A 26,873-nucleotide genomic window follows, 5' to 3' on the forward strand; every position below is an offset into this window, starting at 1 on the left:
TTGAATACGCCACATAAAAAAGCCGCCTTATAAAAGGCGGCTTCGGTTTTCGCTACGGTTACGCTTGTGGCCGCATGTGCGGGAACAGGATCACGTCGCGGATCGACGGCGAGTTGGTCAACAACATCACCAGCCGGTCGATACCGATGCCTTCACCGGCGGTGGGCGGCATGCCGTATTCCAGGGCCCGTACAAAGTCGGCGTCGTAGTGCATGGCTTCGTCATCGCCGGCGTCCTTGTCGGCCACCTGGGCCATGAAGCGCTCGGCCTGGTCTTCCGCGTCGTTAAGCTCGGAGTAGGCGTTGGCGATTTCACGGCCACCAATGAACAGCTCGAAACGGTCGGTGACGTTCGGGTTGTCGTCGTTGCGACGGGCCAGCGGCGACACTTCGAACGGGTACTGGGTAATGAAGTGCGGCTGTTCCAGCTTGTGCTCCACCAGTTCTTCGAAAATCATCACCTGCAACTTGCCCAGGCCTTCGAAACCCAGCACCTTGGCCCCGGCTTTCTTGGCGATGGCGCGGGCCTTGTCGATGTCATTCAGGTCGTCAGCCGTCAGCTCAGGGTTGTACTTGAGGATCGAGTCGAACACCGACAGACGCACAAACGGCTCGCCGAAATGGAACACCTTGTCGCCGTACGGCACGTCGGTGCTGCCCAGAACCAGCTGTGCCAGCTCGCGGAACAGTTCTTCGGTGAGGTCCATGTTGTCTTCGTAGTCGGCGTAGGCCTGGTAGAACTCCAACATGGTGAATTCAGGGTTGTGACGGGTCGAGACACCTTCGTTACGGAAGTTGCGGTTGATCTCGAACACTTTCTCGAAACCGCCGACAACCAGGCGCTTGAGGTACAGCTCAGGCGCGATGCGCAGGAACATTTCCATGTCCAGGGCGTTATGGTGGGTTTCGAACGGCTTGGCTGCGGCACCACCTGGGATGGTTTGCAGCATCGGCGTTTCCACTTCGAGGAAGTCACGCTGCATCAGGAAGCTGCGGATGTGCGCAATGACTTGCGAACGCACGCGGAACGTCTGGCGCACCTCTTCGTTGACGATCAGGTCGACATAGCGCTGGCGATAACGCTGCTCGGTGTCGGTCAGGCCGTGGTGTTTGTCCGGCAGCGGGCGCAGGGACTTGGTCAGCAGGCGCACGCTGGTCATCTCGACGTACAGGTCGCCCTTGCCGGAACGGGCCAGGGTGCCCTCGGCTGCGATGATGTCGCCCATGTCCCAGGTTTTCACCGAGGCCAGGGTTTCTTCGGAAAGGGTCTTGCGGTTGACGTAGACCTGGATACGCCCGGTCATGTCCTGGATCACCATGAACGAGCCACGGTTTAGCATGATGCGACCTGCCACCTTGACCGGGATCGCAGCCTCTGCCAGCTCTTCCTTGGTCTTGTCCGCGTACTGCTTCTGCAAGGCATCGCAGTAGTTGTCGCGGCGGAAGTCATTGGGGAAGGCATTACCCTTGGCGCGCTCGGCAGCAAGCTTTTCCTTGCGCAGGGCGATCAGGGAGTTTTCTTCCTGTTGCAGGGCTTGCGGGTCGAGTTGTTGGTCGCTCATGTCTTTAAATTTTCCATCTGGTTCGTTGTCCCAGGCGTAGGCCGGGGATCGCCTACAGTATTCTTACAGGCCGGATTTGAGGCTGGCTTCCAGGTATTCGTCGATATCGCCGTCGAGTACCTTGTCGCAGTCGCTGCGTTCGATGTTGGTGCGCAGGTCCTTGATCCGCGACGCATCGAGCACGTACGAACGAATCTGGTGACCCCAGCCGATATCCGACTTGGTATCTTCCAGCGCCTGGGAAGCCGCATTGCGCTTCTGCATTTCCTGCTCGTACAACTTGGCCCGCAGCATTTTCATGGCGGTGTCCTTGTTGGCATGCTGGGAACGCTCGTTCTGGCAACTGACCACGGTGTTGGTCGGTACGTGGGTGATACGTACGGCCGAGTCAGTGGTGTTTACGTGCTGGCCACCAGCACCGGAGGAACGGTAGGTATCGATGCGCAGGTCGGCCGGGTTGATCTCGATTTCCACCTTGTCGTCGATCTCGGGCGAGACGAACACTGCGGAAAACGAGGTGTGGCGACGGTTGCCGGAGTCGAACGGGCTCTTGCGCACCAGGCGGTGTACACCGATCTCGGTACGCAGCCAGCCAAAGGCGTATTCACCCTTGATGTGCACGGTCGCGCCCTTGATACCGGCGACTTCACCGGCGGACAGTTCCATGATGGTCGCGTCGAAACCGCGCTTGTCGGCCCAACGCAGGTACATGCGCAACAGGATGTTGGCCCAGTCCTGGGCCTCGGTGCCGCCGGAACCGGCCTGGATGTCCAGGTAGGCGTTGTTCGGGTCCATTTCATGGCTGAACATGCGGCGGAACTCAAGCTTGGCGAGGTTTTCCTCAAGACGGGCCAGCTCGGCGACGACATCGCCCACTGCGCCTTCGTCGTTTTCCTCGACGGCCATGTCCAGCAGGTCACGGCAATCACCCAGGCCGGTGTTCAGTTCATCGAGGGTATCGACGATCTGCGCCAGCGCAGAGCGCTCGCGCCCCAGCTCCTGGGCGTATTCAGGTTTGTTCCAGACGCTCGGATCTTCAAGCTCGCGATTGACCTCGGTCAGACGCTCATGCTTTTGATCGTAGTCAAAGATACCCCCGAATAGTTTCGGAGCGCTCGGACAGGTCCTTGATGGTGTTAAGGATCGGGTTGATTTCCATGGCAGGCAGCACTCGTTGGCGAACTTTTGAAAGCCGGCGAGTATAACGGCAAACGGCTGGAAACGGCAGTCCGCTTGGCCGAAAAGGCGGGGGTTTGTACACAATCCCAAGACCAATGAAGATTGAAATGTGGGAGGGGACTTGCCTTTCCCACATTTGGCTTTGTGCTGACCTTGAGTTATTCGATGCCCACTTGATTGCGCCCATTATGCTTGGCCGTATACAGCCCCTTGTCCGCCGCCATGATCAACTGCCGGCAATCCGTGCCCTGTACCGGTGTCAAGGTCGACAAGCCGATACTGATGGTCAGGCTCGAACCTTCCACCGGTGCATTGTGCGGGATTTTCAACGCGGCCACGGCCATGCGCAGTTTTTCCGCCACCAGCCGCGCACCGCCCGGGGAGGTGTTTGGCAGCACCAGGGCGAATTCTTCACCGCCGTAGCGCGCCGGCAGGTCCGAAGGGCGGCTGCTGGCATCGCGGATGGCTTCGGCGACTTTGCGCAGGGCTTCGTCGCCTTCGACGTGACCGAAGCTGTCGTTGTAGGTCTTGAAGAAGTCCACGTCGATCATCAACAACGACAGTTGGGTCTGATCGCGCATGGCGCGGCGCCATTCCAGTTCAAGGTACTCATCGAAGTGGCGGCGATTGGACAACCCGGTCAGGCCGTCTGAGTGCATCAGGCGTTGCAGCACCAGGTTGGTGTCCAGCAGTTGTTGCTGGCTGACCCGCAGTGCGCGGTAAGCGGCATCGCGCTGCAACAAGGTCATGTAGGAACGCGAGTGGTAGCGGATGCGGGCCACCAGCTCGATGTTGTCCGGCAGCTTGACCAGGTAGTCGTTGGCCCCAGCGGCAAAGGCCGCGCTCTTGATCAGCGGGTCTTCCTTGGTAGACAGCACGATGATCGGGATATTCGCGGTGGCCGGATGATTGCGGTATTCGCGCACCAGGGTCAAGCCGTCGAGGCCCGGCATTACCAGGTCTTGCAGGATCACCGTCGGTTTGATGCGGATCGCCTGGGCAATCGCCTGATGCGGGTCGGCGCAAAAGTGGAAGTCGATGTTTTCTTCATGGGCCAGGCCACGCCGAACGGCTTCGCCGATCATGGCCTGGTCGTCGACCAGCAACACCATCGCGGCGTTTTCGTCGGTCTTGAAGTCGTCGAGCTGTAAATCATTCATGTGCAATCACCTGAATTACTACCTGCAAGCCGGCACGGCGGGAGATTTTTGTTCATTTCGCAAAGACCTCCAGCAATCGGGGCGCAATTCTATCCAGTGGGCGAATTTCAACAGCGGCGTCGATCGCCGCTGCCGCTTTGGGCATGCCATACACCGCCGAACTCTGCTGGTCCTGGGCGATGGTCAAATATCCTTGTTCCCGCATCAACTTGAGGCCCTGGGCGCCATCGCGCCCCATGCCGGTCAGCAAGACGCCGACGGCATCGCCGTTCCAATGGCTGGCGACGCTTTCGAAAAATACGTCGATGGACGGCCGGTATATCTCGTTCACCGGCTCTGCCGTATAGGCTAGCGTGCCATTTTTCAACAAGCGAATATGGTGGTTGGTACCGGCCAGCAATACCACCCCGGTTTGCGGCGGCTCGCCTTCACAGGCCAGGCGTACCGGCAGGCCGGAGGCGCTGCCCAACCATTCGGCCATGCCCGCGGCGAACACCTGGTCCACGTGCTGCACCAGCACGATGGCGGCGGGGAAATTGCGCGGCAAGCCCTTGAGCAGGATCTCCAGGGCCGCCGGCCCACCGGCCGAAGAACCAATGGCCACCAACCGTTGACGCTTGCCAGTGATGCGCTGCGTCGGGGTTTCGACACGCACGCGACTGCCGCGCTGGCCGACCAGCCAGCCGATATTGAGGATCTTGCGCAACAACGGCGCGGCCGCATCCTTGGGGTTGCCCACACCCAGCGCCGGCGTATCCACCACGTCCAGGGCGCCATGGCCCATGGCCTCGAATACGCGGCTGACGTTAGCCTGGCGGTCGACCGTGACGATCACGATCGGACATGGCGTGTCGGCCATGATCTGGCGGGTAGCCTCTACCCCATCCATGACGGGCATGATCAGGTCCATAAGGATCAGGTCCGGGGTCAGTTCGGCGCAACGCTGCACCGCTTCCAGGCCATTGCTGGCCACCCAGACCACCTCATGGGCGGGCTCGAAACTCAAGGCACGACGCAATGCCTCTACGGCCAGGGGCATGTCGTTGACGATCGCAATCCTCATGTCCGGGCGCCTCCGATCAGTTCAACCACGGCGTCGAGCAAGGCGTCGTCATGGAAACTGGCTTTGGCTAGATAATAGTCGGCACCGGCGTCGAGCCCACGGCGCCGGTCTTCTTCACGATCCTTGTAGGAAACCACCATCACCGGCAACGATTGCAGGCGACTGTCACGACGCAAGAGTGTGACCAATTCAATACCGTCCATGCGAGGCATATCAATGTCAGTGATAAGCAGGTCGAAGTCCTCGGAACGCAATGCGTTCCAGCCATCCATGCCATCGACCGCAACAGCCACTTCATAACCACGATTGAGTAATAATTTGCGCTGCAGCTCGCGTACGGTCAGCGAATCGTCTACCACCAGCACGCGCTTGCGCGGTGCTTCGCTGGCCTGCTGGCTGCGCCGTGCGATACGCTCCAGGCGGCCGGTGTTGAGCAGCTTGTCCACCGAACGCAGCATGTCTTCGACATCGACGATCAACACCACCGAGCCGTCATCGAGCAAGGCCCCGGCAGAGATGTCCTGAACCTTGCCCAGGCGATCATCCAGGGGCAACACCACCAGGGTGCGCTCACCGATAAAGCGCTCCACGGCAATCCCGTACACGGCGTCGCGCTCGCGGATCACCACCACTTTCAAGGTATCTGATGGGGTTTGCCCCGGCGGACGCTGCAACAACTGGCTGGCGGCTACCAGGCCGACGTGCCGGCCCTCATGCCAAAAGTGCTGGCGCCCCTCCAATTGCACGATGTCGTCGGGTGCCAGGTCGCACATGCGTTCGATATGGGCCAGCGGAAAGGCATAGGCTTCTTCGCCCACCTCCACCACCAGGCTGCGCACCACCGACAAGGTCAACGGCACTTCCAGGTGGAAGCGGCTGCCCTGTCCCGCCGTTTGCTCCAGCACCACGGCGCCGCGCAGTTGCCGGACCATGTGCTGCACCGCGTCCAGGCCGACGCCGCGCCCGGACACTTCGGTGACTATGTCGCGCAGGCTGAAACCGGGCAGGAACAGGAACGTCAGCAGTTCCTCTTCGCTCAAGCGCAGAGCGGTGTCCACCGGCGACAGGTGCCGGTCGACGATGGCGCCGCGCAGGCGCTCGAGGTCCACACCGTTGCCGTCATCGCTCAACTCCAGCACCAGCAGCCCGGCCTGGTGGGACGCGCGCAGGCGGATCAGGCCCTCCGCGGGCTTGCCTGCCAGCATGCGCTGTTCGGGCGTTTCGATGCCGTGGTCGACGGCATTGCGTAGTAAATGAGTGAGCGGCGCTTCGAGTTTTTCCAGTACGTCGCGGTCGACCTGGGTCTTTTCGCCCTCGATCTCCAGGCGCACTTGTTTGCCCAGGCTGCGGCCCAGGTCACGGACCATGCGCACCTGCCCGGCCAGCACGTCGGCAAACGGACGCATGCGGCAGGCCAACGCAGTGTCGTAGAGCACTTGGGCACGCTGCCCGGCCTGCCAGCCGAACTCATCCAGCTCGGCGTGTTTTTCCGCCAGCAGCGCCTGGGCTCCGCTCAACAGGCGACGGGTATCGGCCAGGGCCTCCTGGGCTTCCAGGCTCAAGTCCAGGGCCTTGAGCTGGCCGTCCAACGTATCCAGGGCGCGCAAGCCGTTGCTTTGAATGCGCTTGAGGCGTTGCATGCTCGCCAGGTACGGCTTGAGCCGTTGGGTTTCCACCAGGGACTTGCTGGACAGGTCCAGCAGGCTGTTCAAGCGCTCGGCCGTCACCCGCAGCACGCGCTCGCCGCCTTCGGTCATACGTTTGTTCTGACGCGGGGCTTCACTGCTGACCGGCGGCGCTGGCTCCGGCTCCGGCTCGTGCGGCACTTCGTCAACGGCGGGCGCAGGCTCGGGTTTTGGCGCACCCATGGCGATGGGCTGTGTCGGATCGAGCAGACGCTCCATCAGCGCCACATACACCTCGATATCTGTCGCGCCCACATCATTGCCCGGCGTGGCGATACGCATCAACAGATCGGTGCCTTGCAGCAACGCGTCGATGTGTTCGGGTTGCAGATACAGGCGGCGTTCCTGGGCACTGACCAGGCAATCTTCCATGACGTGGGCCACGCTGACCCCGGCATCCACGCCGACAATCCGCGCCGCGCCCTTGAGCGAGTGCGCGGCACGCATGCAGGCCTCGAGCTGGTCGGCCTGGGTTGGGTTGCGCTCCAGGGCCAAAAGGCCCGCGCTCAATACCTGTGTCTGCGCATCGGCCTCCAGGCTGAACAGTTCCAACAGCGAGGCATCACGCATCTGGTCAGGGGTCATGCGAGGCTCCGAGTCACGGCAGACAACAATTGCGCTTCGTCCAGCCAGCGCAGGCTGCGGCCTTTCCACTGCAACACGCCCTGGGTGTAGCGTGCGCTGGCCTGGGTACCGGAGGCCGACGCCGTCTTCAGGATGCGTTCATCGATGGCATGAATGCCATCCACTTCGTCCACCGGCACGACCACCGGGCCGTCCTGAGCCGCGATGATCAACATGCGCGGCATGATGCGCGCGCCGCTGGCACCGGCACTGGTACTGGTACTGTCCAGGCCCAGCACTTCTACCAGTGACAGGCACGCCACCAACGCGCCGCGCACGTTGGCCACGCCCAGCAGCGCCCGGGAACGCTGGTGCGGCAGGGAGTGGATCGGCTGCAATGGCGCCACTTCCACCAGGCAGCGGGTAGCAATACCGAGCCATTCCTCGCCGAGGCGAAACATCAACAGTGAACGGGTGACTACCTCGTTATCCGCTTCGACGGCAGCCTGTGGGCGATGATCGTCCTGCTGCAGCGCATAGCGGTCCAGCAGGCGCGTGGCGGCGGCGGAGTACACCGAGCAATTGCGGCAGTGGATGTGCTCAGCCAGCAATGGGCAAGACTTGTCGCCATGAATGCCGATGCGATTCCAGCAGTCGTCGATGGCTTGGGTATCGGTCAGCGTCAGGTCCAGGCCTGCGGTGTCGAGCGCGTCAGGGCTACTCATGGTTTGGACTCACTGTCAGCTCGCTCGCTACGGGCGGCGCGCGCCTGAAGACGGCGCGCCCCCGCACTGTCGCCCTGGGACTCGAGCAGCGCGGCCAGATGCATCAGGGCCTGCGGATGCTGCGGTTCCAGGTACAAGGCTTTGCGGTAATACCCCTGGGCCTCCAGGGCGCTGCCGGCCACATCGCTGAGCAGCCCCAGCCAGTAGAACACCTGGGCGGCCGGTGGATGGCTGCCCAAATAGCGTTCGCAGGCGGCACGAGCCTCGGCACTCTTGCCTTCATTGGCCAAGGTCGCGATCTGGCTGAGCAGCTCGCCGGCATCGGTATGTGGCACTTTGGCCGGTGGCTCTGGCGGGCGGGGCTTGCTGAACGGACGCGGCTTGAGCGGTATCGGTGCCGCGCTGCGTTGCGGCGTTGGCGCGGGCATGGGGACAAATACCGGTGCCGGCGGTGTCTGTTCTACATACCGGCTGAAGGCAAAAGATTGCGGCACCCCAATCGAACGCATGCCGTGGCGGCCCAATAGGCTGCCCTCGGCCGGGCCGATAAATAGCACGCCGTCCACGTGGGTCAGTTCCTTGAGCACGTCAAAGACTTGCTTTTGGGTCGGCTGGTCGAAATAGATCAGCAGGTTGCGGCAGAACACAAAGTCATAGATGGGCTCGTTGGCCAGCAGTGCCGGGTCGAGCAAGTTGCCCACTTGCAGGCGGACTTGTTCACGTACCCGGTCGGCGATGCGGTAACCGCCCGCCTCTTCGGTGAAGTGGCGGTCGCGAAACTCAAGATCGGCGCCGCGAAACGAGTTCTTGCCGTATACACCGCGCCGCGCACGCTCCACCGACAAAGGGCTGACGTCCATCCCCTGCACCTTGAACTGGTGGGGTGCCAAGCCCGCGTCGAGCAAGGCCATGGCAATCGAATAGGGCTCTTCGCCGGTAGAACACGGCAGGCTGAGAATGCGCAGGGCGCGCATCTGCTTGATTTCGGCCAGGCGTGCCTGGGCCAGGCGAGCCAAGGTTGCAAAGGATTCGGGATAGCGGAAAAACCAGGTCTCGGGGACGATCACCGCTTCGATCAGCGCCTGCTGCTCGTCACGGGAGTGTTGCAGGTACTGCCAGTAATCCTGCGCCGACTGTGCCTGGGATGACTGGCAGCGCTGACGCACGGCACGCTCGATGATCGCCTCGCCCACCGAAGCAACGTCCAGGCCGATGCGTTCTTTCAAGAACGCCGAAAAACGCGGGTCGCTGCTCATAAACTCAACTCGGCGGAAAACAGCAAGGCGCGCACTTCAGCGGTCAGCAGCTCGGCGACGCCAATCCACTGCATCAAGCCCTGGGCATCCTCGCGCACCGGCCCCAGGTACGGCGCCCGCTGGTTGTCCAGGCCATAGGGCTGGAACTCGGCGGGGTCGCAACGCAGGGTGTCGGTGGCCTGCTCCAGGATCAGCCCCAGCCAGCGCGCTTGGCTCCAGGGCTGCGGCTGGTAATTGACCAGCACCAGCCGCGTACTGGTGCGGGCCCTGGCCGAAGTACCGAACGTCAGGGCGCTCAAGTCGATCACCGGCACCAGCGCCCCGCGATGGGCGAAGATACCCGCCACCCACAGGGGCGCATGGGCGATGGGTTTGAGCGCCAGGCGCGGCAGCACTTCCGCCACTTCGGTGGCCTTGAGGGCAAAGCGTTCGTTGCCGATGTGGAACACCAGGAACAACGCCTTTTTCGCTGCCGGGACGGCGCTGCGTTTAGCCGCAATATCGCTCATCAGACTTTGAAACGCGACACGCCGCTGCGCAGACCGACCGCAACCTGGCTCAGTTCATCAATGGCGAAGCTTGCCTGGCGCAGGGATTCGACGGTCTGGCTGCTGGCATCGCCTAATTGCACCAGCGCGTGGTTGATCTGTTCGGCGCCGGTGGCCTGGGCCTGCATGCCTTCGTTGACCATCAGCACACGCGGCGCCAGGGCCTGGACCTGATGGATGATCTGCGACAACTGCTCGCCGACTTGCTGCACTTCGAACATGCCCCGGCGTACTTCCTCGGAGAACTTGTCCATGCCCATCACCCCCGCCGACACTGCCGACTGGATCTCACGCACCATTTGCTCGATATCATAGGTGGCTACGGCGGTCTGGTCGGCCAGGCGGCGCACTTCGGTGGCTACCACGGCAAAACCGCGACCGTATTCGCCGGCTTTCTCCGCCTCGATGGCGGCGTTGAGCGACAACAGGTTGGTCTGGTCAGCCACCTTGACGATGGTCACCACCACCTGGTTGATATTGCCGGCCTTCTCGTTGAGGATCGCCAGCTTGGCGTTGACCAGGTCGGCCGCGCCCATCACCGAGTGCATGGTTTCTTCCATGCGCGCCAGGCCCTGCTGGCCTGAACCGGCCGCGACCGAGGCCTGGTCAGCGGCGGTGGACACTTCGGTCATGGTGCGGACCAGGTCCTTGGAGGTAGCCGCGATCTCGCGGGACGTGGCACCGATTTCGGTGGTGGTGGCCGCGGTTTCCGTGGCGGTGGCCTGTTGCTGCTTGGAGGTCGCAGCAATCTCGGTGACCGAGGTGGTGACCTGCACCGATGAACGCTGTGCCTGGGATACCAGGGCGGTCAGTTCGGTCATCATGTCGTTGAAGCCGGTTTCGACAACGTTGAATTCGTCTTTGCGCTCCAGGTTCAGGCGCTTGCTCAGGTCACCGGTGCGCATGACTTCGAGGATCTCGACGATGCGCTGCATCGGCGCCATGATCGCGCGCATCAGCAACAAGCCGCACAACGCGGCGGCGAGAATCGCCAACAGCAGCGAGACTCCCATGCTGACCTTCGCGGCCGCAACGGCATCATCGATGGCGGCCGTGGCATTGTCGGCGACCTGTTTGTTCTCATTGATAATGTCGTTGAGCTTCATGCGGCCTGCGGTCCAGGCAGGAGTCAGTTGCTCGTTGAACAGTCTCAGCGCCTCAGCCGGGTTGTTGTTCTGATGGGCCGCCAGGACCTGGGCGAGAATCGCGTTGTAGTTCTGGTGGAGTTTTTCGAAGGCATCGAATTGGGTGCGATCCTGGGTGATGTTGATAGTCCCAGCGTAGCTCTCCATGTGCTGCTCGAGTCGCGCCTCGAACGACTTGTAGTCCTGCTTGTCTTCCTCGGAAATGGCCTGGTTTTCGTGGATCCCGACCAACTCTTGGGTCTGCAGGTAGCTGTCGACCCAGGCACTGCGGATCATCGAGCTGAAAAACACCCCTGGCACGGCATCGTCACGGACTGAGTTTTCGCTGGCTTCGATCTTCAGCAGACGCGAATACGAGAGCACCACCATCAGTAGCATGATCGCGATGATTACCGCAAAGCTCGCCAAAATCCTTTGGCGCAGGGTCCAGTTCTTCACAGTAATTCCTCGCAGGGCCATTCAAATGGAGGGAAGTATAGCTGAGCGGATGCCTGCGTTTATCAACGCTTTTGAGGGCGCGTGCACAGAATGAAAATGTAGGATGGATATCACCTGTGGCGATGGACCTTGCTCCCTCGTGGGCTCGAAAGCCCACGCAGATCTAACTGACGGACCTCAGTTCAAATGTGGGAAAAGGCTAGCTCCCGATGGCGGCCTTGGGGACGGCCGGGATACGGAAACGGGACGCCTGAGATCAGGCTCAAAGGCAAGATCAAGAGCGGCCCGCCTCACGTCGTACTTACCGTTGGCCTACAGAGTTGTATCGGTTGCCTTAACTTATGTGCTTATCCGCACCTGCTTTTCCAGCTCCAGCTTCAAGCCCGGCTCAAGCTTCAGTTGGCGAGCCAATTCGTCCAGATAGGACTTCTCCATGAAGTTCTCCTCGTCCACCAGCATCACGCTGGCGATGTACATTTCGGCAGCCATTTCCGGGGTGCTGGCGGCACGGGCGACGTCGGCAGGGTCCAGGGGCTTGTTGAGTTCGGCGTGCAGCCAGTGTTGCAGCTCCTGGTCGTTGTCCAGCTTGGTGAATTCACCTTCGATCAATGCACGTTCGCGCTCATCTACATGCCCGTCAGCCTTGGCCGCCGCCACCAGGGCCTTGAGGATGCCCTGGCTGTGTTGCTCGACCTGGGCCGGTGGCAGGCGGTCGATGGTTTGTGGCTCACCCTGGGGGGCGCTGGCCTGCTGGGCCTGCCAGTTGCCGTAGGCTTTGTAGGCAATCACACCCAGTGCCGCCAGGCCGCCGTAGGTCAGGGCCTTGCCGCCGAATTTGCGCGCCTTCTTGTTACCCAGCAGCAAGCCCATGGCCCCGGCCGCCAGGGCGCCGCCGCCAGCACCGCCGAGCAGGCTACCGAGCCCGCCGCCACCGAGCAAACCGCCCAGGGCGCCTTTGTCATTGGACTTTCCCTGGCCGCCAGCCTTGTTCTGCAACATGTCCTGACCAGACTTGAGCAACTGATCGAGCAATCCACGGGTATTCATTTGTAGCCTCCAGACACTTGAGTTCGTAGGAACAATAGGCCCTCAGCCTAAAACTAAGTGCCAAAGAGCCACGATCTAGAGTGCTTCCAGATGTAACGTTTGACTGCCATGCTGGAAATGTCTTGTTGCACATGCAACGCCATCATCACGCCATCAATCATTTTTCCTTATGCATCGAACCGCTTAAGCTATCCGGCGTCTGTTTAATGTCCGTTGCGTTTGGCCGAAGGCATGTCCGAACCGTTATTTCTGATCCATTACGTGCCAGGAACGGCGCGGGATTTGCTCACGACAGGTTGTCTCTATGCACCGCAGGAATTTGCTCAAAGCATCCATGGCCATTGCGGCTTACACCGGTTTGTCGGCCAGTGGCCTGCTGGCCGCGCAGGCCTGGGCCGGGAACCGGGCCGCCGATGGCAAGGCCGTGGCGTTCGATTTCGAATCGCTCAAGGCGCAAGCCAAGCAATTGGCCACCCGTGGCTATCAGGACACTAAACAGGTACTGCCACCGACCCTGGCAAGCATGACCCCGCAGAATTTCAATGCCATTGGCTATGACGGCAACCATTCATTGTGGAAAGAGCTGAACGGCCAACTCGACGTGCAGTTCTTCCACGTCGGCATGGGCTTCAAGACGCCGGTGCGCATGCACAGTGTCGATCCAAAGACCCGCGAGGCCCGGGAAGTGCATTTCCGCCCTTCGCTGTTCAACTATGAAAAAACCACGGTGGACACCAAGCAACTGACCGGCGACCTGGGCTTTTCCGGCTTCAAGCTGTTCAAGGCGCCGGAACTGGACCGCCATGACGTGCTGTCGTTTCTCGGCGCCAGCTACTTCCGCGCAGTGGACTCCACCGGCCAATACGGCCTCTCGGCTCGTGGCCTGGCGATTGATACCTACGCGAAAAAACGCGAAGAATTCCCCGATTTCACGCAGTTCTGGTTCGAAACCCCGGACAAGAACGCCACGCGTTTTGTGGTCTATGCCCTGCTCGACTCGCCAAGCGCCACTGGCGCCTACCGCTTCGATATCGACTGCCAGGCCAATCAGGTGGTCATGGCGATCGATGCGCATATCAATGCGCGCACCGCCATCGAACAACTGGGCATCGCGCCGATGACCAGCATGTTCAGCTGTGGTACCCACGAGCGGCGCATGTGCGACACCATCCACCCGCAAATCCACGATTCGGACCGCCTGGCCATGTGGCGCGGCAATGGCGAGTGGATCTGCCGCCCGCTGAACAACCCGGCCAAGCTGCAATTCAATGCGTTCGCCGACACCGACCCCAAAGGCTTCGGCCTGGTGCAGACCGATCATGAATTCGCCAGCTACCAGGACACCGTCGACTGGTACAGCAAGCGCCCCAGCCTATGGGTAGAACCTACCACTGCGTGGGGCGAAGGCTCGATCGACCTGCTGGAAATCCCTACCACCGGCGAAACCCTGGATAACATCGTGGCCTTCTGGACCCCGAAAAACCCAGTGGCCGCCGGTGATTCGCTCAACTATGGCTACAAGCTGTACTGGAGCGCATTGCCGCCGGTGAGCACGCCGCTGGCACAGGTCGACGCGACTCGTTCGGGCATGGGTGGATTTACCGAGGGCTGGGCGCCCGGCGAGCATTACCCGCAGGTGTGGGCACGGCGTTTCGCCGTCGACTTCAAGGGCGGCGGCCTGGATCGCCTGCCGGCGGGCACCGGCATCGAACCGGTGGTGACCTGCTCCCATGGTGAGGTAAAGGATTTCAGCGTGCTGGTGCTGGACAACATCAAGGGCTATCGCATCCTGTTCGACTGGTACCCCACCAGCGACAGCGTGGAGCCGGTGGAGCTGCGCCTGTTTATTCGCACCCAGGACCGAACCTTGAGCGAAACCTGGCTCTACCAGTACTTCCCGCCAGCGCCGGAGCAGCGCAAGTACACCTGAGGTGAGCTTCGCGATCATTCCCACGCGAGAACGTGGGAGTGATCGTATATAGCTCAGAAGCGCGATACGCTTTTCATCGCACCAATCAAGTACCGCATCGCCACCTGATCGCTTTCGGTCAGCGCCCGATACTGGGCCAGCAGCTCCATTTCATCCGAACTCAACCTTCGATCCCGCAAGGACATCCGGCGGCTGAGAAAAGACGCCACCGCACCCGCTACGCCATAGGACTTGGCCATGGACTGTTACTCCTGATATCAGTCAAATACTCCTGGTGCCCACTTCCCAACTCCCCGAAGCGCAACGCTTCCGTGGACAAGCAACCTGCCTCCCTGGGCCAGGAACCAGACTTACCCTAATCTTAGAAACTATCTCGTCGCACGTGGGATTTTTTTAGAGTATTAACTTAAAAAAATAGCCTGGGTAATAAAACCCTACAGCCGTTACTCACACAGTGGTCGATACAGGTGAATATCTAACGGCTCCTGTGCATACAGCTCGGCATGGGGTTGCTGCAACAGTCGGCAACCATGGCGCAGGTAGAAGTCCACGGTGTTACGCGACGACGTGGCCGAGATATACAGCGCTTGAGCTCCCACTTGCCGGCCGTGCTCGCAGGCCAGCACCAACAACCGGCTGCCCAGGCCCGAGCCACGGGCCGAGTGACTGACATGCAGGAACTTCAACTGCCGCATCAGCAGGCCTTGATGATGGAAAGGCCGATTGTCCACCACCGCTGCGGCGACCAGCGCCTGGCCGTCAAATACGCCCCACAACCATCCGCCACGCTGGAGGCAGGCCCGCAGAGCCTCTGCATCCTGCTCGGCCTCGCCTTCGGGCCAGCCGCGCATATCATGGTGCGCGGCATACAACACCAGTTCGCCGCGATCCATGCGATAGCACGCCTGGATCAGTTCCGTACGGTCGATGGTTGCCAGCAAGGGGATATCGTTTTCGGTTAACGCGCGTTCCACCAGCATAGGGATCTCCTGCTTCACGGCCACCAAGGATCAGCCTTCCTTTAAAGGCGAGCAAGAAAAAACCCACCGTGTCACGGTGGGTCTGGCAGGGCCGTGTGCAAGATCAGTCGCGCAGATCCGACTCATGGATCGGCTGGTCGCGATGGGTCGCCCGCTGGTATTGCGCCGGCCAGATGGCCTTGCGCCCACCCAGGTCATCATCGGCATGCAGCGGCCAGTACGGGTCGCGCAACAATTCACGGGCCAGGAAGATAATGTCGGCCTGGCAGGTGCGCAGGATGTGCTCGGCCTGGGCCGGTTCGGTGATCATGCCGACCGTGCCGGTGGCGATGCCCGACTCCTTGCGCACACGCTCGGCGAAGCGCGTCTGATAGCCGGGGCCGGTGGGGATCTCGGCATTGGCGGCGGTGCCCCCGGACGACACGTCGATCAGATCGACGCCCAGGTCTTTCAGGCGGCGCGCCAGCTCCACGGTTTCATCCGGGTTCCAGCCGTCTTCCACCCAGTCAGTGGCCGATACCCGCACAAACAGCGGCAACTCCTGGGGCCATGCGGCGCGCACCGCCTGGGTCACCTCAAGCACCAGGCGAATGCGGTTTTCGAACGACCCACCGTACTGGTCCTGCCGCTGGTTGCTGATCGGCGAAAGAAACTGGTGCAGCAGGTAACCGTGGGCAGCATGGATTTCCACCACTTTAAAACCGGCACTCAAGGCGCGATTGGCGGCGGCAACAAAATCGGCGATCACTTGCTGGATCTGCCCTTCGTCCAGTGGCTTGGGCTGGGTGTGATTCGGGTCGAAGGCAATCGGTGATGGCCCCACCGGCACCCATCCACCTTCGTCCGGCTTGACGCTGCCGTGCTTGCCGATCCAGGGCCGATGGGTGCTGGCCTTGCGCCCGGCATGGGCCAGCTGAATACCCGCCACCGCCCCCTGGGCCGCGATAAAGCGCGTGATGCGCCGCAGCGGTTCGATCTGGGCGTCGTTCCACAGGCCCAGGTCCTGGGCGGTGATGCGCCCGTCGGCCGTCACAGCGGTGGCTTCGGTGAAAATCAGCCCGGCGCCACCCACGGCGCGACTGCCGAGATGTACCAGGTGCCAGTCATTGGCCAGGCCGTCGTCGCTTGAGTATTGGCACATCGGCGAGACCGCGATGCGGTTGAGCAGGGTCAATTGGCGCAGGGTATAGGGTTCGAGCAGCTGACTCATGGCGCACCTCTTCTGGGTTCTATGGGCACTGTTCAACAGTGCTTAGAGCCTAGTCGACAACCATCGATTGCACAGGGTTCAGAAAGGAAAGCGGGAGCCGATTGCCGGCTCCCGTGATGCAGCGTCTTACATTTCGACCTGGGTGCCCAGCTCGATCACGCGGTTTACCGGCAGCTTGAAGAAGCGCAGGTTGCCGTTGGCGTTCTTCAACATGAAGGCGAACAAGGCTTCGCGCCAGCGCGCCATGCCCTTGATGCGGGAGGCGATCACCGTTTCGCGGCTGAGAAAATAGGTGGTGCGCATCGGGCTGAAATCCAGCTCATCCAGATGGCACAGCTTCAGCGCTTCGGGCACATCCGGCTCGTCGGTAAAGCCGAAGTGCAGGATCACCCGGAAGAAGCCTTCGCCGTAGGAATCCACCTCGAAGCGCCGTGCGGCAGGCACCCTCGGAATGTCTTCGTAGACCACCGTCAGCAACACCACCTGCTCATGCAACACCTGGTTATGCAGCAGGTTGTGCAACAGCGCATGGGGCACCGCATCCGGACGTGCGGTGAGGAACACCGCAGTACCCTGCACGCGATGGGGCGGCTGCACGCGGATGCTGTTGATAAAAATCGGCAACGGCAAACCGCCTTCGTCGAGGCGCTCGACCAGCAACTGCTTGCCGCGCTTCCAGGTGGTCATCAACACAAACAAGACGATCCCCGCCAACACCGGAAAGGCGCCACCCTGGATCACCTTGGGCACGTTTGCCGCGAAGAACAGGCCGTCCACCAACAGGCAGCAAAGCAATACCGGCACAGCCAGCACCGGTGGCCATTTCCACAGCAGCAGCATGACCGCCGACACCAGGATAGTGGTCATCAGCATGGTGCCCGTCACCGCTACGCCATAGGCCGAAGCCAGGGCGCCGGACGACTCGAAGCCCAGCACCAGCAGGATCACACCCACCATCAGCGACCAGTTCACGGCACCGATGTAGATCTGGCCCTGTTCGGCACTGGAGGTATGCTGGATATGCATACGCGGGATGTAACCAAGCTGGATCGCCTGGCGAGTCAATGAGAACGCACCAGAGATCACCGCCTGGGATGCAATCACCGTAGCCAGTGTGGACAAGCCCACCAGCGGGATCAGCGCCCAGCTCGGTGCCAGCAGGTAGAACGGGTTGCGCGCGGCTTCCGGATCCCCCAGCAGCATGGCGCCCTGGCCGAAATAATTGAGCACCAGCGCCGGCAGCACCAGGATGAACCAGGCACGGGCAATGGGTTTGCGGCCGAAGTGGCCCATGTCGGCGTAGAGCGCTTCGGCACCGGTCAAGGCCAGCACCACCGCGCCGAGAATCGCCACGCCGATACCGGGGTGCACCATAAAGAAGCGCACGCCCCATGCCGGGTTCAGTGCATTCAGCACTTCGGGCTGCTGCAGGATGCCGTACACACCCAGCCCTCCCAGCACCAGGAACCAGGTGACCATCACCGGACCGAACAGCTTGCCGATGCGATCGGTGCCGTGTTTCTGGATCAGGAACAGCGCCACAAGCACAATCAACGCAATCGGCACCACCCATTTTTCCAGACCGTCGAAGGCCAGCTCCAGGCCTTCGATGGCCGACAACACGGAAATGGCCGGGGTGATCATGCTGTCGCCATAGAACAGTGCCGCGCCACACAGCCCGCACACCACCAGGAAACTGCGCAGTTTTGCACGCTCCCCGGCCGCTCGCCGCGCCAATGCAGTGAGCGCCATGATGCCGCCCTCACCTTGGTTGTCGGCGCGCAGCACGAACAGCATGTACTTGATCGACACCACCCAGATCAGCGACCAAAAGATCAGTGCCAGGATCCCCAAGACGCCGTCATGGTTGACCTGCACGCCATAACCGCCGTTGAACACCTCTTTAAGGGTGTAGAGCGGGCTGGTCCCGATATCGCCATAAACCACCCCGACCGCTGCCACCAGCATGCCAATCGGCTTGGCGTTTGAATGCTCGGCACCTGTTGCCTGACTACTTGCCTGACCCATCAACCACTCCTGCCCTTTGACCCGAGGTCTTTTATAAACAGCACGTCTAAGCTGACCCTAGCATGCGCTGTTTTACTTCTCGTAACAGACGTTTTATTGACCCAAGGGCTTCGCCCGTGCGCAACGGCGCGAAGCATAGCGCAGCACTCGTCGCATTTCCCTGCATAAAGCTGGTCAAGTGCATCGCCCGTCGCTAGAATTGCGCACTTTTTGATCAGAGGCGCACCAAGCGCCCATCCGTTGCCTTGTCGTGCACGACCGGCAGCGTCATTCAATACCGAGGTTAGACATGTCCACCACCATCGCAAAAGCCAACCCCAAGGTTGGCTTTGTTTCCCTGGGTTGCCCGAAGGCCCTGGTCGACTCCGAGCGCATCCTCACGCAATTGCGGATGGAAGGCTATGACGTCGTGTCCACTTACCAGGACGCCGACGTGGTGGTGGTCAACACCTGCGGCTTCATCGACTCGGCTAAAGCCGAGTCGCTGGAAGTGATTGGCGAAGCCATCAAGGAAAACGGCAAGGTCATCGTGACCGGCTGCATGGGTGTGGAAGAAGGCAATATCCGCAACGTGCACCCGAGCGTGCTCGCCGTGACCGGCCCGCAGCAGTACGAGCAGGTGGTCAATGCCGTGCACGACGTGGTGCCGCCACGCCAGGACCACAACCCGTTGATCGACCTGGTGCCCCCCCAAGGCATCAAGTTGACCCCGCGCCATTACGCGTACCTGAAGATTTCCGAAGGGTGCAACCACAGTTGCAGCTTCTGCATCATCCCGTCGATGCGCGGCAAACTGGTGAGCCGCCCGGTCGGTGACGTGCTCGACGAGGCCCAGCGCCTGGTCAAGTCAGGCGTCAAGGAGCTGCTGGTGATCTCCCAGGACACCAGCGCCTACGGCGTCGACGTGAAATACCGCACCGGCTTCTGGAACGGCGCGCCGGTGAAAACCCGTATGACCGAACTCTGCGAAGCCTTGAGCAGCCTGGGTGTGTGGGTGCGCCTGCACTACGTTTACCCGTACCCGCACGTTGATGAGCTGATCCCGCTGATGGCCGCCGGCAAGATCCTGCCGTACCTGGACATCCCGTTCCAGCACGCCAGCCCGAAAGTGCTCAAGGCCATGAAACGCCCGGCCTTCGAAGACAAGACCCTGGCGCGGATCAAGAACTGGCGCGAGATCTGCCCGGAACTGATCATCCGCTCCACCTTCATCGTCGGCTTCCCCGGCGAGACCGAAGAAGATTTCCAGTACCTGCTCGACTGGCTGACCGAAGCGCAGCTGGACCGCGTCGGTTGCTTCCAGTATTCGCCGGTGGAAGGCGCTCCAGCCAACCTGCTGGACCTGGCCGTGGTGCCGGACGACGTCAAGCAGGACCGTTGGGAGCGTTTCATGGCACACCAGCAGGCGATCAGTTCGGCACGCCTGCAACTGCGCATCGGCAAGGAAATCGAAGTGTTGATCGATGAAGTCGACGAGCAAGGCGCGGTTGGCCGTTGCTTCTTCGATGCGCCGGAAATCGACGGTAACGTGTTTATCGACGACGCCAGCGGCTTGAAGCCGGGCGACAAGGTCTGGTGCACCGTGACCGATGCCGACGAGTACGACTTGTGGGCTGAAAAACGCGACTGATAGCATTTGCGTAATATTTTGAAAAAGCCTCGCCTCTGACAAGATGCGGGGCTTTTTTCGGGCTATCGTTTTGCCCATCAACGCCAATTACGGCAAGGGGCAGCAGGCATGCGGCAGCATTCGGTTATCCACACACCTCAATCCAGCGATTACGCGCGCTTGGCGCAGATCTGGGAAGACTCGGTACGCGCCACCCACGATTTCCTGCCGGGCAGCTATATCGACTTGCTGAAAAACCTGGTGCTGACCCGCTACCTGGACGCGGTGATGCTGGTCTGCACCAAGGACTCACGCCAGCACATAACCGGGTTCGCCGGGGTGGCGGCGGGCAAGGTGGAGATGCTGTTTATCGACCCGCAACATCGTGGCCAGGGCCTGGGCCGCCAATTGCTGGGCTATGCAATTGACCACATGAATGCCGATGAGCTGGACGTCAACGAACAGAACCCCCAGGCCCTGGGATTTTACTTAAAACAAGGCTTCGAGGTGATCGGACGCACGGAACATGACGGCCTTGGCCAGCCCTACCCGTTGCTGCATATGCGTTTGCGCCAGGCGCAACAACAGTCGCGTCAGGGCTAAATGAAATGGGCTCGGGATTAACCGGCGCCAGGCAGGTACAATAGCCGCCCCCTTTTGCTACGGCCCTTGTCATGACTGACCCCATACGCCTCTCCAAACGCCTTATCGAACTGGTCGGTTGCTCCCGTCGGGAGGCTGAGCTGTTTATCGAAGGCGGCTGGGTCTCGGTGGACGGCGAAGTGATCGACGAGCCGCAGTTCAAAGTCACGACCGAGAAAGTCGAGCTGGATCCGGAGGCTAAAGCCACCGCGCCAGAGCCGGTCACCATCCTGCTGCACGCACCGGCGGGCATGGATGCTGAAACCGCCATGGGCTTGATCAGCGCCGAGACCTTGTCCGAAGAACATCGCTTCAGCAAGCGCCCGCTCAAGGGGCATTTCCTGCGCCTGACCGCCAGCGCCGACCTGCAAGCCAAGGCCAGCGGCCTGCTGGTGTTCACCCAGGACTGGAAGATTCTGCGCAAGTTGACTGCCGATGCCGCCAAGATCGAGCAAGAGTACGTGGTAGAAGTCGAAGGCGACATGGTTGCCCACGGCCTCAACCGCCTGAACCATGGCCTGACCTACAAAGGCAAAGAGCTGCCGGCCGTCAAAGCCAGCTGGCAGAACGAAAACCGCCTGCGCTTTGCGATGAAAAATCCGCAACCCGGCGTGATCGCGCTGTTCTGCGAAGCGGTTGGCCTGAAAGTCGTCGCCATTCGCCGTATCCGCATCGGCGGCGTGTCCATCGGCAAGGTGCCAGTTGGCCAATGGCGCTACTTGTCCGGTAAAGAGAAGTTCTAAGTCGTTCCCCGTTTCCCGACACCGCCTGATTGGGCGGTGTCCACCGTTGAAAACCAGGATTACCCACCATGATTCACAACGACGTACTGCGTAGCGTGCGCTACATGCTCGACATCAGCGACAACAAGATGGTCGAGATCATCAAGCTCGGCGGCATGGACGTGACCAAGGAAGACCTGCTGACCTATCTCAAGAAAGATGAGGAAGAAGGCTTTGTGTTCTGCCCGGATGAGGTCATGGCCCACTTCCTCGATGGCTTGGTGATCTTCAAGCGCGGCAAGGACGAAAGCCGTCCGCCGCAGCCGATTGAAACCCCGGTGACCAACAACATTATCCTTAAAAAGCTTCGCGTGGCCTTCGAGCTGAAAGAAGACGACATGCATGCGATCCTCAAGGCGGCTGAATTCCCGGTGTCCAAGCCTGAACTGAGCGCGCTGTTTCGCAAGTTCGGTCACACCAATTACCGCCCGTGCGGCGACCAGTTGCTGCGTAATTTCCTCAAGGGCCTGACCCTGCGGGTCCGCGCTTAAGCCATGAGTTACCAGGTCTCGCCCGTCGGCTTCGTACGCTCCTGCTTTAAGGAGAAGTTCGCTATCCCGCGCCAACCGCAACTGGCGCCGGCCGCCCGCGGCGTGCTGGAGCTGGTGGCGCCGTTCGACCAGGGTGAGGCGGTGCAGGGGTTGGAGCAGGTCAGCCATGTGTGGTTGCTGTTTCTGTTTCACCAGGCCCTGGAAGACAAGCCGCGCCTGAAAGTGCGCCCGCCACGTTTGGGTGGCAATACGTCCATGGGCGTTTTTGCCACTCGCGCCACTCACCGGCCTAATGGCATTGGCCAGTCAGTGGTGAAGCTGGACAAGGTGGAGCCGGGGCGGCTGTGGATATCCGGGATTGATCTGCTCGATGGTACTCCGGTGCTGGATATCAAGCCGTATGTGCCGTATGCCGACGTTATCGACGGCGCCACCAACGGCATCGCCAGCAGTGCGCCGCAGCTGATTGCTGTGCAGTGGCTCAAGACTGCGCTGCAACAGGCACAAGGCCACGCTCAGCGCCTTGGCGAGCCGTTGGTGGAACTGATTGAGCAGTGCTTGGCGCAGGATCCGCGGCCGGCGTACCAGGTGCCTACGTCCGAACGGGAGTACGGGGCGCAATTCTGGGATGTAGATGTGCGCTGGCACTATCCGGAACCGGGGATGATTTGTGTGCTGGAAGTGGTTCCCGCCGGATAAACCGGACACCCAATGTGGGAGGGGGCTTGCCCCCGATGGCAGTGTGTCAGTCAGTTATTTGTTAACTGGTACACCGCTATCGGGGGCAAGCCCCCTCCCACATTGGGTCTTGCTGACTTTGTATTATTTCTCGACGAACGCACGCTCAATCAAGTAATCACCCGGCTCACGCATCCGTGGCGAAACTTTCAGGCCGAAGCTGTTCAACACTTCGCTGGTCTCGTCCAACATGCTCGGGCTGCCGCACAGCATGGCGCGGTCGTCCTCGGGGTTGATCGGCGGCAGGCCGATGTCGCTGAACAGCTTGCCGCTGCGCATCAGGTCGGTCAGGCGGCCTTCGTTTTCGAACGGCTCGCGGGTCACGGTCGGGTAGTAGATCAACTTTTCACGCAGGGCCTCGCCGAAGAATTCGTTCTGCGGCAGATGCTCGGTGATGAATTCGCGGTAGGCGACTTCGTTGACGTAACGCACGCCGTGGCACAGGATCACTTTTTCGAAACGCTCGTAGGTTTCCGGGTCCTGGATCACGCTCATGAAGGGCGCGAGGCCAGTACCGGTGCTGAGCAGGTACAGGTGCTTGCCCGGCTTTAAATCGTCAAGCACCAGGGTGCCTGTCGGTTTTTTGCTGATAATGATCTCGTCGCCTTCCTTCAAGTGCTGCAATTGGGAAGTCAGCGGGCCATCGGGCACCTTGATGCTGAAAAACTCCAGATGCTCTTCCCAGTTCGGGCTGGCAATCGAGTAAGCGCGCATGAGCGGGCGGCCGTTGGGCTGTTGCAGGCCGATCATCACGAACTGACCGTTCTCGAAGCGCAGGCCCGGATCGCGGGTGCACTTGAAGCTGAACAGAGTGTCGTTCCAGTGATGAACACTGAGGACACGCTCGTGGTTCATGTTGCTCATGTACGGGGGACTCCTGGAAATGGGTCTGCGCCAAAGATACAGATGCGCAATTGCACAGCATTCTAATGGCGGCGACAATATCTGTTAACTGGATTATTAAGATAAGGGTTATCGGTTATATCGATATGCGATTTACTCTCCGTCAACTGCAAGTCTTCGTCGCCGTCGCCCAGCAGGAAAGCGTCTCCCGCGCTGCTGGCCTTCTGGCCTTATCTCAATCTGCCGCCAGCACATCGATCACCGAGCTGGAGCGTCAATCCAGCTGTCAATTATTCGACCGCGCCGGTAAACGCCTGAGCCTCAACGCCCTCGGCCACCAGCTGCTGCCCCAGGCCGTGGCGTTGCTGGACCAGGCCAAGGAGATCGAGGACCTGCTCAACGGCAAGTCCGGCTTCGGTTCCCTGGCGGTCGGTGCCACCCTGACCATCGGCAATTACCTGGCGACGCTGTTGATCGGCAGCTTTATGCAGCAACACCCCGAGAGCCAAGTGAAGCTGCACGTGCAGAACACTGCGCATATCGTGCATCAGGTGGCGCACTATGAAATTGACCTGGGTCTAATCGAAGGCGACTGCAGCCACCCGGATATCGAGGTGCAAACCTGGGTGGAGGACGAACTGGTGGTGTTTTGTGCGCCGCAGCATCACCTGGCCAAGGGTGGCGTGGCAAGCATGGAGGAGTTGACCCATGAAGCCTGGATCCTGCGGGAACAAGGCTCGGGCACGCGCCTGACCTTCGACCAGGCCATGCGTCATCACCGCAGCGCGCTGAATATCCGCCTGGAGCTGGAACACACAGAGGCGATCAAACGGGCGGTGGAATCTGGTTTGGGGATTGGTTGCATTTCGCGGCTGGCGCTACGCGATGCGTTCCGCCGTGGCAGCCTGGTGCCGGTGGAAACCCCAGATCTGGACCTGGCCCGGCAGTTCTACTTCATCTGGCATAAGCAGAAGTACCAGACCTCGGCCATGCGCGAGTTCCTGGAGCTGTGCCGCGCCTTCACTGCGGGGGTGCAGCGCAGCGACGAGATCGTACTGCCGAGTATCGCTTGATGCTCAGACGAGGATCACCGCCCACACCAGGGTGATCATGGTCAGCGCCACGAATTGCGCGGCGCTGCCCATGTCCTTGGCATTTTTCGACAAGGGGTGGCGGTCCAGGGAAATGCGGTCGATAGCCGCTTCCACCGCGGAGTTGAGCAGCTCGACGATCAGGGCCAACAGGCACACCGCAATCAGCAGTGCCCGCTCAACCCGGCTGACCTGCAGGAAAAAGCTCACTGGGATCAGGATAACGTTCAGCAACACCAACTGACGGAATGCCGCCTCGCCAGTGAAAGCCGCGCGCAGGCCATCCAGGGAATAGCCCCCTGCATTGAAGATACGTTTGATACCGGTTTGACCCTTGAAAGGCGACATAGATGTAGGCAACTGAACCAAAGAAGTGGGGAAGCTAGATCACGCAAAGTCAAAAAAGCGTGAAGCGGTTGTAACTTAATGCTGCGAAATTGACTCAAGTTGTTGCAACAGCAGTGCCGCCTGGGTTCGCGTACGCACCCCCAGCTTGCGGAAAATCGCTGTCACGTGTGCCTTGATGGTCGCCTCGGACACGCTCAGCTCGTAGGCAATCTGCTTGTTCAGCAGCCCCTCACAGACCATGGTCAACACGCGAAACTGCTGGGGAGTCAAGCTGGCCAGGCCATCACGGGCAGCCTTGGCTTCCTCGGACACATTGATTTCTTCAAACGCCTGGGGTGGCCACGACACATCGCCATCCAACACCGCGCGCACGGCTTTCTGGATATCTTCCATCGCGCTGGACTTGGGAATGAAACCGCTGGCACCAAACTCCTTGGAGCGCACTACCACGTCGGCTTCTTCCTGGGCCGAAACCATCACCACAGGAATTTGTGGGTATTGCCCGCGCAGCAGCACCAGGCCCGAGAAACCGTAGGCGCCCGGCATATTCAGGTCGAGCAATACCAGGTCCCAGTCGGATTTTTCGGTGAGGCGGGCTTCGAGTTCGGCGATGCTGGCCACTTCGACCAGGCGTACATCAGGACCAAGGCCCAGGGTTACCGCCTGATGCAGTGCGCTGCGAAACAGCGGGTGGTCATCGGCTATCAGGATTTCGTATGTGGCCATTGGTTAAATGATCCTGTTTTTTATGGGAGCCCTGATGGGTTCAGGGTTCACCAATACACAAGGCGACGGCCAGGCAGCTATCGCCACAGGGCTCGCCCAACGCCAAAAGCACATGAAATGACGTCGAGCATTCACGGTTGCGCCCCAATCGGCGCCCAGCATGCCCAGCGCAGCCTGGAGGGTCAAGCGCTACGCCCGTGGGCATTCTAGCGGGTGGCGGGTTCAGGGTGCCATCATGCAAACGTCGTCTGGCTAGACTGCCGGTATATAGGGTGCAAGGCGCGTATGGACAGCGTCCATCGGGTCCAAGGGCATTTGGAACTTGGCTGCCAGGTAATGGGCGCTGAATACATCGAGGTAGGCGTCCAGCACTTCGCTTGCAGTCAAGTCTTCGGCCAGCTCCAGACACAGCGCCGCCACCTCGGCAGTACAGAAATGGTCATCACGCTTGGAACGCCGCAGCTTGTAGCGTGATAACTGCTCAGGGGCCAGGCTCAGGACTGGCAAATGCTCCAGGTAGGGGCTTTTGCGAAACATCTTGCGCGCTTCGCTCCAAGTGCCATCCAGCAGGATAAACAGCGGACGCTTGCCCTCCTCCACGCGAACTTGACTGACCACCCGTTGCGGCGCCACAAACTCGCCGGGAAATACGATGTATGGCTGCCACTGCGGGTCAGCCAACAACGTCAGCAAATCAGGATCCACCTCGGTACGTGACCAGGCATATGCCGTGGTGTCGCCGATTACATCGGCAATCAGCCAGCCCGTGTTGCTCGGCTTCATCGGTTCAACGTCGTGCATCAGCAGGCACATGGCTGACCTGGCCGCGACTTTGGGCCGCCAGGCGCACAAGCAATATTCGGGAATCACCCGACAGCCGGGGCAGCGCTCAGCCCGGGAACCACGATTGAGAAACGGCCTGATGGCACGCGCCAGGCGTTGGGTGCGCAAGCGGGAAACGGCGTGGCTCATCGGGCACGCGGCGAAGAAAAGGAAATCGACACGGAACAAACTCGTGAAAAACAGAAGTGCCCGCAGTTTACCAGCGATACGCCTGGCTGTAGTGGCAAGGGCTCACCTATAA

25 protein-coding genes are annotated in these 26,873 nt (G+C 60.8%); 7 read left to right on the forward strand and 18 right to left on the reverse strand.

What is annotated here, in order from left to right; genetic code table 11:
• Positions 1-58: 58 nt before the first annotated feature.
• The 10 genes from lysS to NMB39_RS22665 form a co-directional block, all read right to left on the reverse strand.
• Positions 59-1,561, reverse strand: a complete 1,503-nt coding sequence (lysS, locus tag NMB39_RS22620; protein ID WP_034118409.1) for a lysine--tRNA ligase — start codon at positions 1,559-1,561, stop codon at positions 59-61.
• Positions 1,562-1,624: 63 nt separating this feature from the next.
• Positions 1,625-2,720, reverse strand: a protein-coding gene (gene prfB / locus NMB39_RS22625; protein WP_108240705.1) for a peptide chain release factor 2 whose coding sequence is annotated in 2 segments (ribosomal slippage) — positions 1,625-2,647 and positions 2,649-2,720 — 1,095 coding nt in all. Because the reading frame shifts where the segments join, the coding sequence is not laid out codon by codon here.
• A 178-nt stretch (positions 2,721-2,898) separates the two neighbouring features.
• On the reverse strand, positions 2,899-3,900 hold the full coding sequence (locus tag NMB39_RS22630; protein WP_306957257.1) for a response regulator: 1,002 nt from the start codon (positions 3,898-3,900) through the stop codon (positions 2,899-2,901).
• 52 nt (positions 3,901-3,952) lie between these two features.
• Positions 3,953-4,963 (reverse strand): chemotaxis response regulator protein-glutamate methylesterase, encoded by a 1,011-nt coding sequence (locus NMB39_RS22635; RefSeq protein WP_057021879.1) that lies wholly within the window; start codon positions 4,961-4,963, stop codon positions 3,953-3,955.
• Positions 4,960-7,233 (reverse strand): hybrid sensor histidine kinase/response regulator, encoded by a 2,274-nt coding sequence (locus NMB39_RS22640; RefSeq protein WP_494340040.1) that lies wholly within the window; start codon positions 7,231-7,233, stop codon positions 4,960-4,962. Before NMB39_RS22640 ends, NMB39_RS22635 begins: the two co-directional genes overlap by 4 nt.
• Positions 7,230-7,937, reverse strand: coding sequence for a chemotaxis protein CheW (locus NMB39_RS22645; RefSeq protein WP_494340039.1), 708 nt, complete (start codon positions 7,935-7,937; stop codon positions 7,230-7,232). The genes NMB39_RS22640 and NMB39_RS22645 overlap by 4 nt, the downstream gene beginning before the upstream one ends.
• A complete protein-coding gene (locus NMB39_RS22650; RefSeq protein ID WP_494340038.1) occupies positions 7,934-9,193 on the reverse strand; it encodes a CheR family methyltransferase in 1,260 nt (419 codons plus the stop codon). The genes NMB39_RS22645 and NMB39_RS22650 overlap by 4 nt, the downstream gene beginning before the upstream one ends.
• Positions 9,190-9,702, reverse strand: coding sequence for a chemotaxis protein CheW (locus NMB39_RS22655; protein WP_198720735.1), 513 nt, complete (start codon positions 9,700-9,702; stop codon positions 9,190-9,192). Before NMB39_RS22655 ends, NMB39_RS22650 begins: the two co-directional genes overlap by 4 nt.
• Complete coding sequence (locus NMB39_RS22660; RefSeq protein WP_057021874.1) at positions 9,702-11,324, reverse strand: methyl-accepting chemotaxis protein; 1,623 nt, start codon at positions 11,322-11,324, stop codon at positions 9,702-9,704. Before NMB39_RS22660 ends, NMB39_RS22655 begins: the two co-directional genes overlap by 1 nt.
• A gap of 339 nt (positions 11,325-11,663) precedes the next feature.
• Complete coding sequence (locus NMB39_RS22665; RefSeq protein WP_198720733.1) at positions 11,664-12,371, reverse strand: tellurite resistance TerB family protein; 708 nt, start codon at positions 12,369-12,371, stop codon at positions 11,664-11,666.
• Positions 12,372-12,675: 304 nt separating this feature from the next.
• Between NMB39_RS22665 and NMB39_RS22670 the strand changes: the two genes are divergently transcribed.
• On the forward strand, positions 12,676-14,301 hold the full coding sequence (locus tag NMB39_RS22670) for a glucan biosynthesis protein D (protein WP_494340037.1): 1,626 nt from the start codon (positions 12,676-12,678) through the stop codon (positions 14,299-14,301).
• Between the two features lie 53 nt (positions 14,302-14,354).
• Here the strand turns inward: NMB39_RS22670 and NMB39_RS22675 are convergent, their stop codons facing one another.
• The 4 genes from NMB39_RS22675 to NMB39_RS22690 form a co-directional block, all read right to left on the reverse strand.
• Positions 14,355-14,540 carry a hypothetical protein gene (locus NMB39_RS22675; protein ID WP_043051506.1) on the reverse strand — a complete coding sequence of 62 codons (186 nt, stop codon included), beginning with the start codon at positions 14,538-14,540 and terminating at the stop codon, positions 14,355-14,357.
• 204 nt (positions 14,541-14,744) lie between these two features.
• Positions 14,745-15,281 (reverse strand): GNAT family N-acetyltransferase, encoded by a 537-nt coding sequence (locus tag NMB39_RS22680; protein WP_057021871.1) that lies wholly within the window; start codon positions 15,279-15,281, stop codon positions 14,745-14,747.
• Positions 15,282-15,384: 103 nt separating this feature from the next.
• On the reverse strand, positions 15,385-16,491 hold the full coding sequence (locus NMB39_RS22685) for an NADH:flavin oxidoreductase/NADH oxidase (RefSeq protein WP_057021870.1): 1,107 nt from the start codon (positions 16,489-16,491) through the stop codon (positions 15,385-15,387).
• A gap of 126 nt (positions 16,492-16,617) precedes the next feature.
• Positions 16,618-18,519 (reverse strand): potassium transporter Kup, encoded by a 1,902-nt coding sequence (locus NMB39_RS22690; protein WP_057012098.1) that lies wholly within the window; start codon positions 18,517-18,519, stop codon positions 16,618-16,620.
• A gap of 289 nt (positions 18,520-18,808) precedes the next feature.
• On the opposite strand from NMB39_RS22690, the gene rimO reads away from it, so the two are divergent.
• From rimO to tsaA, 5 genes are all read left to right on the forward strand, one after another.
• Complete coding sequence (rimO, locus tag NMB39_RS22695; RefSeq protein WP_005785474.1) at positions 18,809-20,149, forward strand: 30S ribosomal protein S12 methylthiotransferase RimO; 1,341 nt, start codon at positions 18,809-18,811, stop codon at positions 20,147-20,149.
• Positions 20,150-20,257: 108 nt separating this feature from the next.
• Positions 20,258-20,731, forward strand: a complete 474-nt coding sequence (locus NMB39_RS22700) for a GNAT family N-acetyltransferase (RefSeq protein WP_057021868.1) — start codon at positions 20,258-20,260, stop codon at positions 20,729-20,731.
• Positions 20,732-20,802: 71 nt separating this feature from the next.
• Complete coding sequence (locus NMB39_RS22705; RefSeq protein WP_057021867.1) at positions 20,803-21,513, forward strand: rRNA pseudouridine synthase; 711 nt, start codon at positions 20,803-20,805, stop codon at positions 21,511-21,513.
• A gap of 68 nt (positions 21,514-21,581) precedes the next feature.
• Complete coding sequence (locus NMB39_RS22710; RefSeq protein ID WP_043048901.1) at positions 21,582-22,043, forward strand: YehS family protein; 462 nt, start codon at positions 21,582-21,584, stop codon at positions 22,041-22,043.
• A gap of 3 nt (positions 22,044-22,046) precedes the next feature.
• On the forward strand, positions 22,047-22,742 hold the full coding sequence (gene tsaA / locus NMB39_RS22715) for a tRNA (N6-threonylcarbamoyladenosine(37)-N6)-methyltransferase TrmO (RefSeq protein WP_494340036.1): 696 nt from the start codon (positions 22,047-22,049) through the stop codon (positions 22,740-22,742).
• A gap of 123 nt (positions 22,743-22,865) precedes the next feature.
• Here the strand turns inward: tsaA and fpr are convergent, their stop codons facing one another.
• A complete protein-coding gene (gene fpr, locus NMB39_RS22720) occupies positions 22,866-23,645 on the reverse strand; it encodes a ferredoxin-NADP reductase (protein WP_003172178.1) in 780 nt (259 codons plus the stop codon).
• Positions 23,646-23,770: 125 nt separating this feature from the next.
• Between fpr and NMB39_RS22725 the strand changes: the two genes are divergently transcribed.
• The gene (locus NMB39_RS22725) at positions 23,771-24,697 is read left to right on the forward strand and encodes a LysR family transcriptional regulator (protein ID WP_057021865.1); all 927 of its coding nucleotides are present in this window, start codon (positions 23,771-23,773) and stop codon (positions 24,695-24,697) included.
• A 3-nt stretch (positions 24,698-24,700) separates the two neighbouring features.
• Here NMB39_RS22725 and NMB39_RS22730 read toward each other — a convergent pair whose 3' ends face one another.
• The 3 genes from NMB39_RS22730 to NMB39_RS22740 all read right to left on the reverse strand — a co-directional run bounded on the left by NMB39_RS22730 (position 24,701) and on the right by NMB39_RS22740 (position 26,761).
• The gene (locus NMB39_RS22730) at positions 24,701-25,063 is read right to left on the reverse strand and encodes a diacylglycerol kinase (RefSeq protein WP_043048897.1); all 363 of its coding nucleotides are present in this window, start codon (positions 25,061-25,063) and stop codon (positions 24,701-24,703) included.
• A gap of 75 nt (positions 25,064-25,138) precedes the next feature.
• Positions 25,139-25,789 carry a response regulator transcription factor ErdR gene (gene erdR / locus NMB39_RS22735; protein ID WP_046071233.1) on the reverse strand — a complete coding sequence of 217 codons (651 nt, stop codon included), beginning with the start codon at positions 25,787-25,789 and terminating at the stop codon, positions 25,139-25,141.
• 252 nt (positions 25,790-26,041) lie between these two features.
• Positions 26,042-26,761: a tRNA-uridine aminocarboxypropyltransferase gene (locus NMB39_RS22740; RefSeq protein ID WP_057021864.1), complete on the reverse strand. Its 720-nt coding sequence runs from the start codon at positions 26,759-26,761 to the stop codon at positions 26,042-26,044.
• Positions 26,762-26,873 lie beyond the last annotated feature (112 nt).

It is taken from the genome of Pseudomonas sp. FBCC-B545 (genome assembly GCF_059134095.1).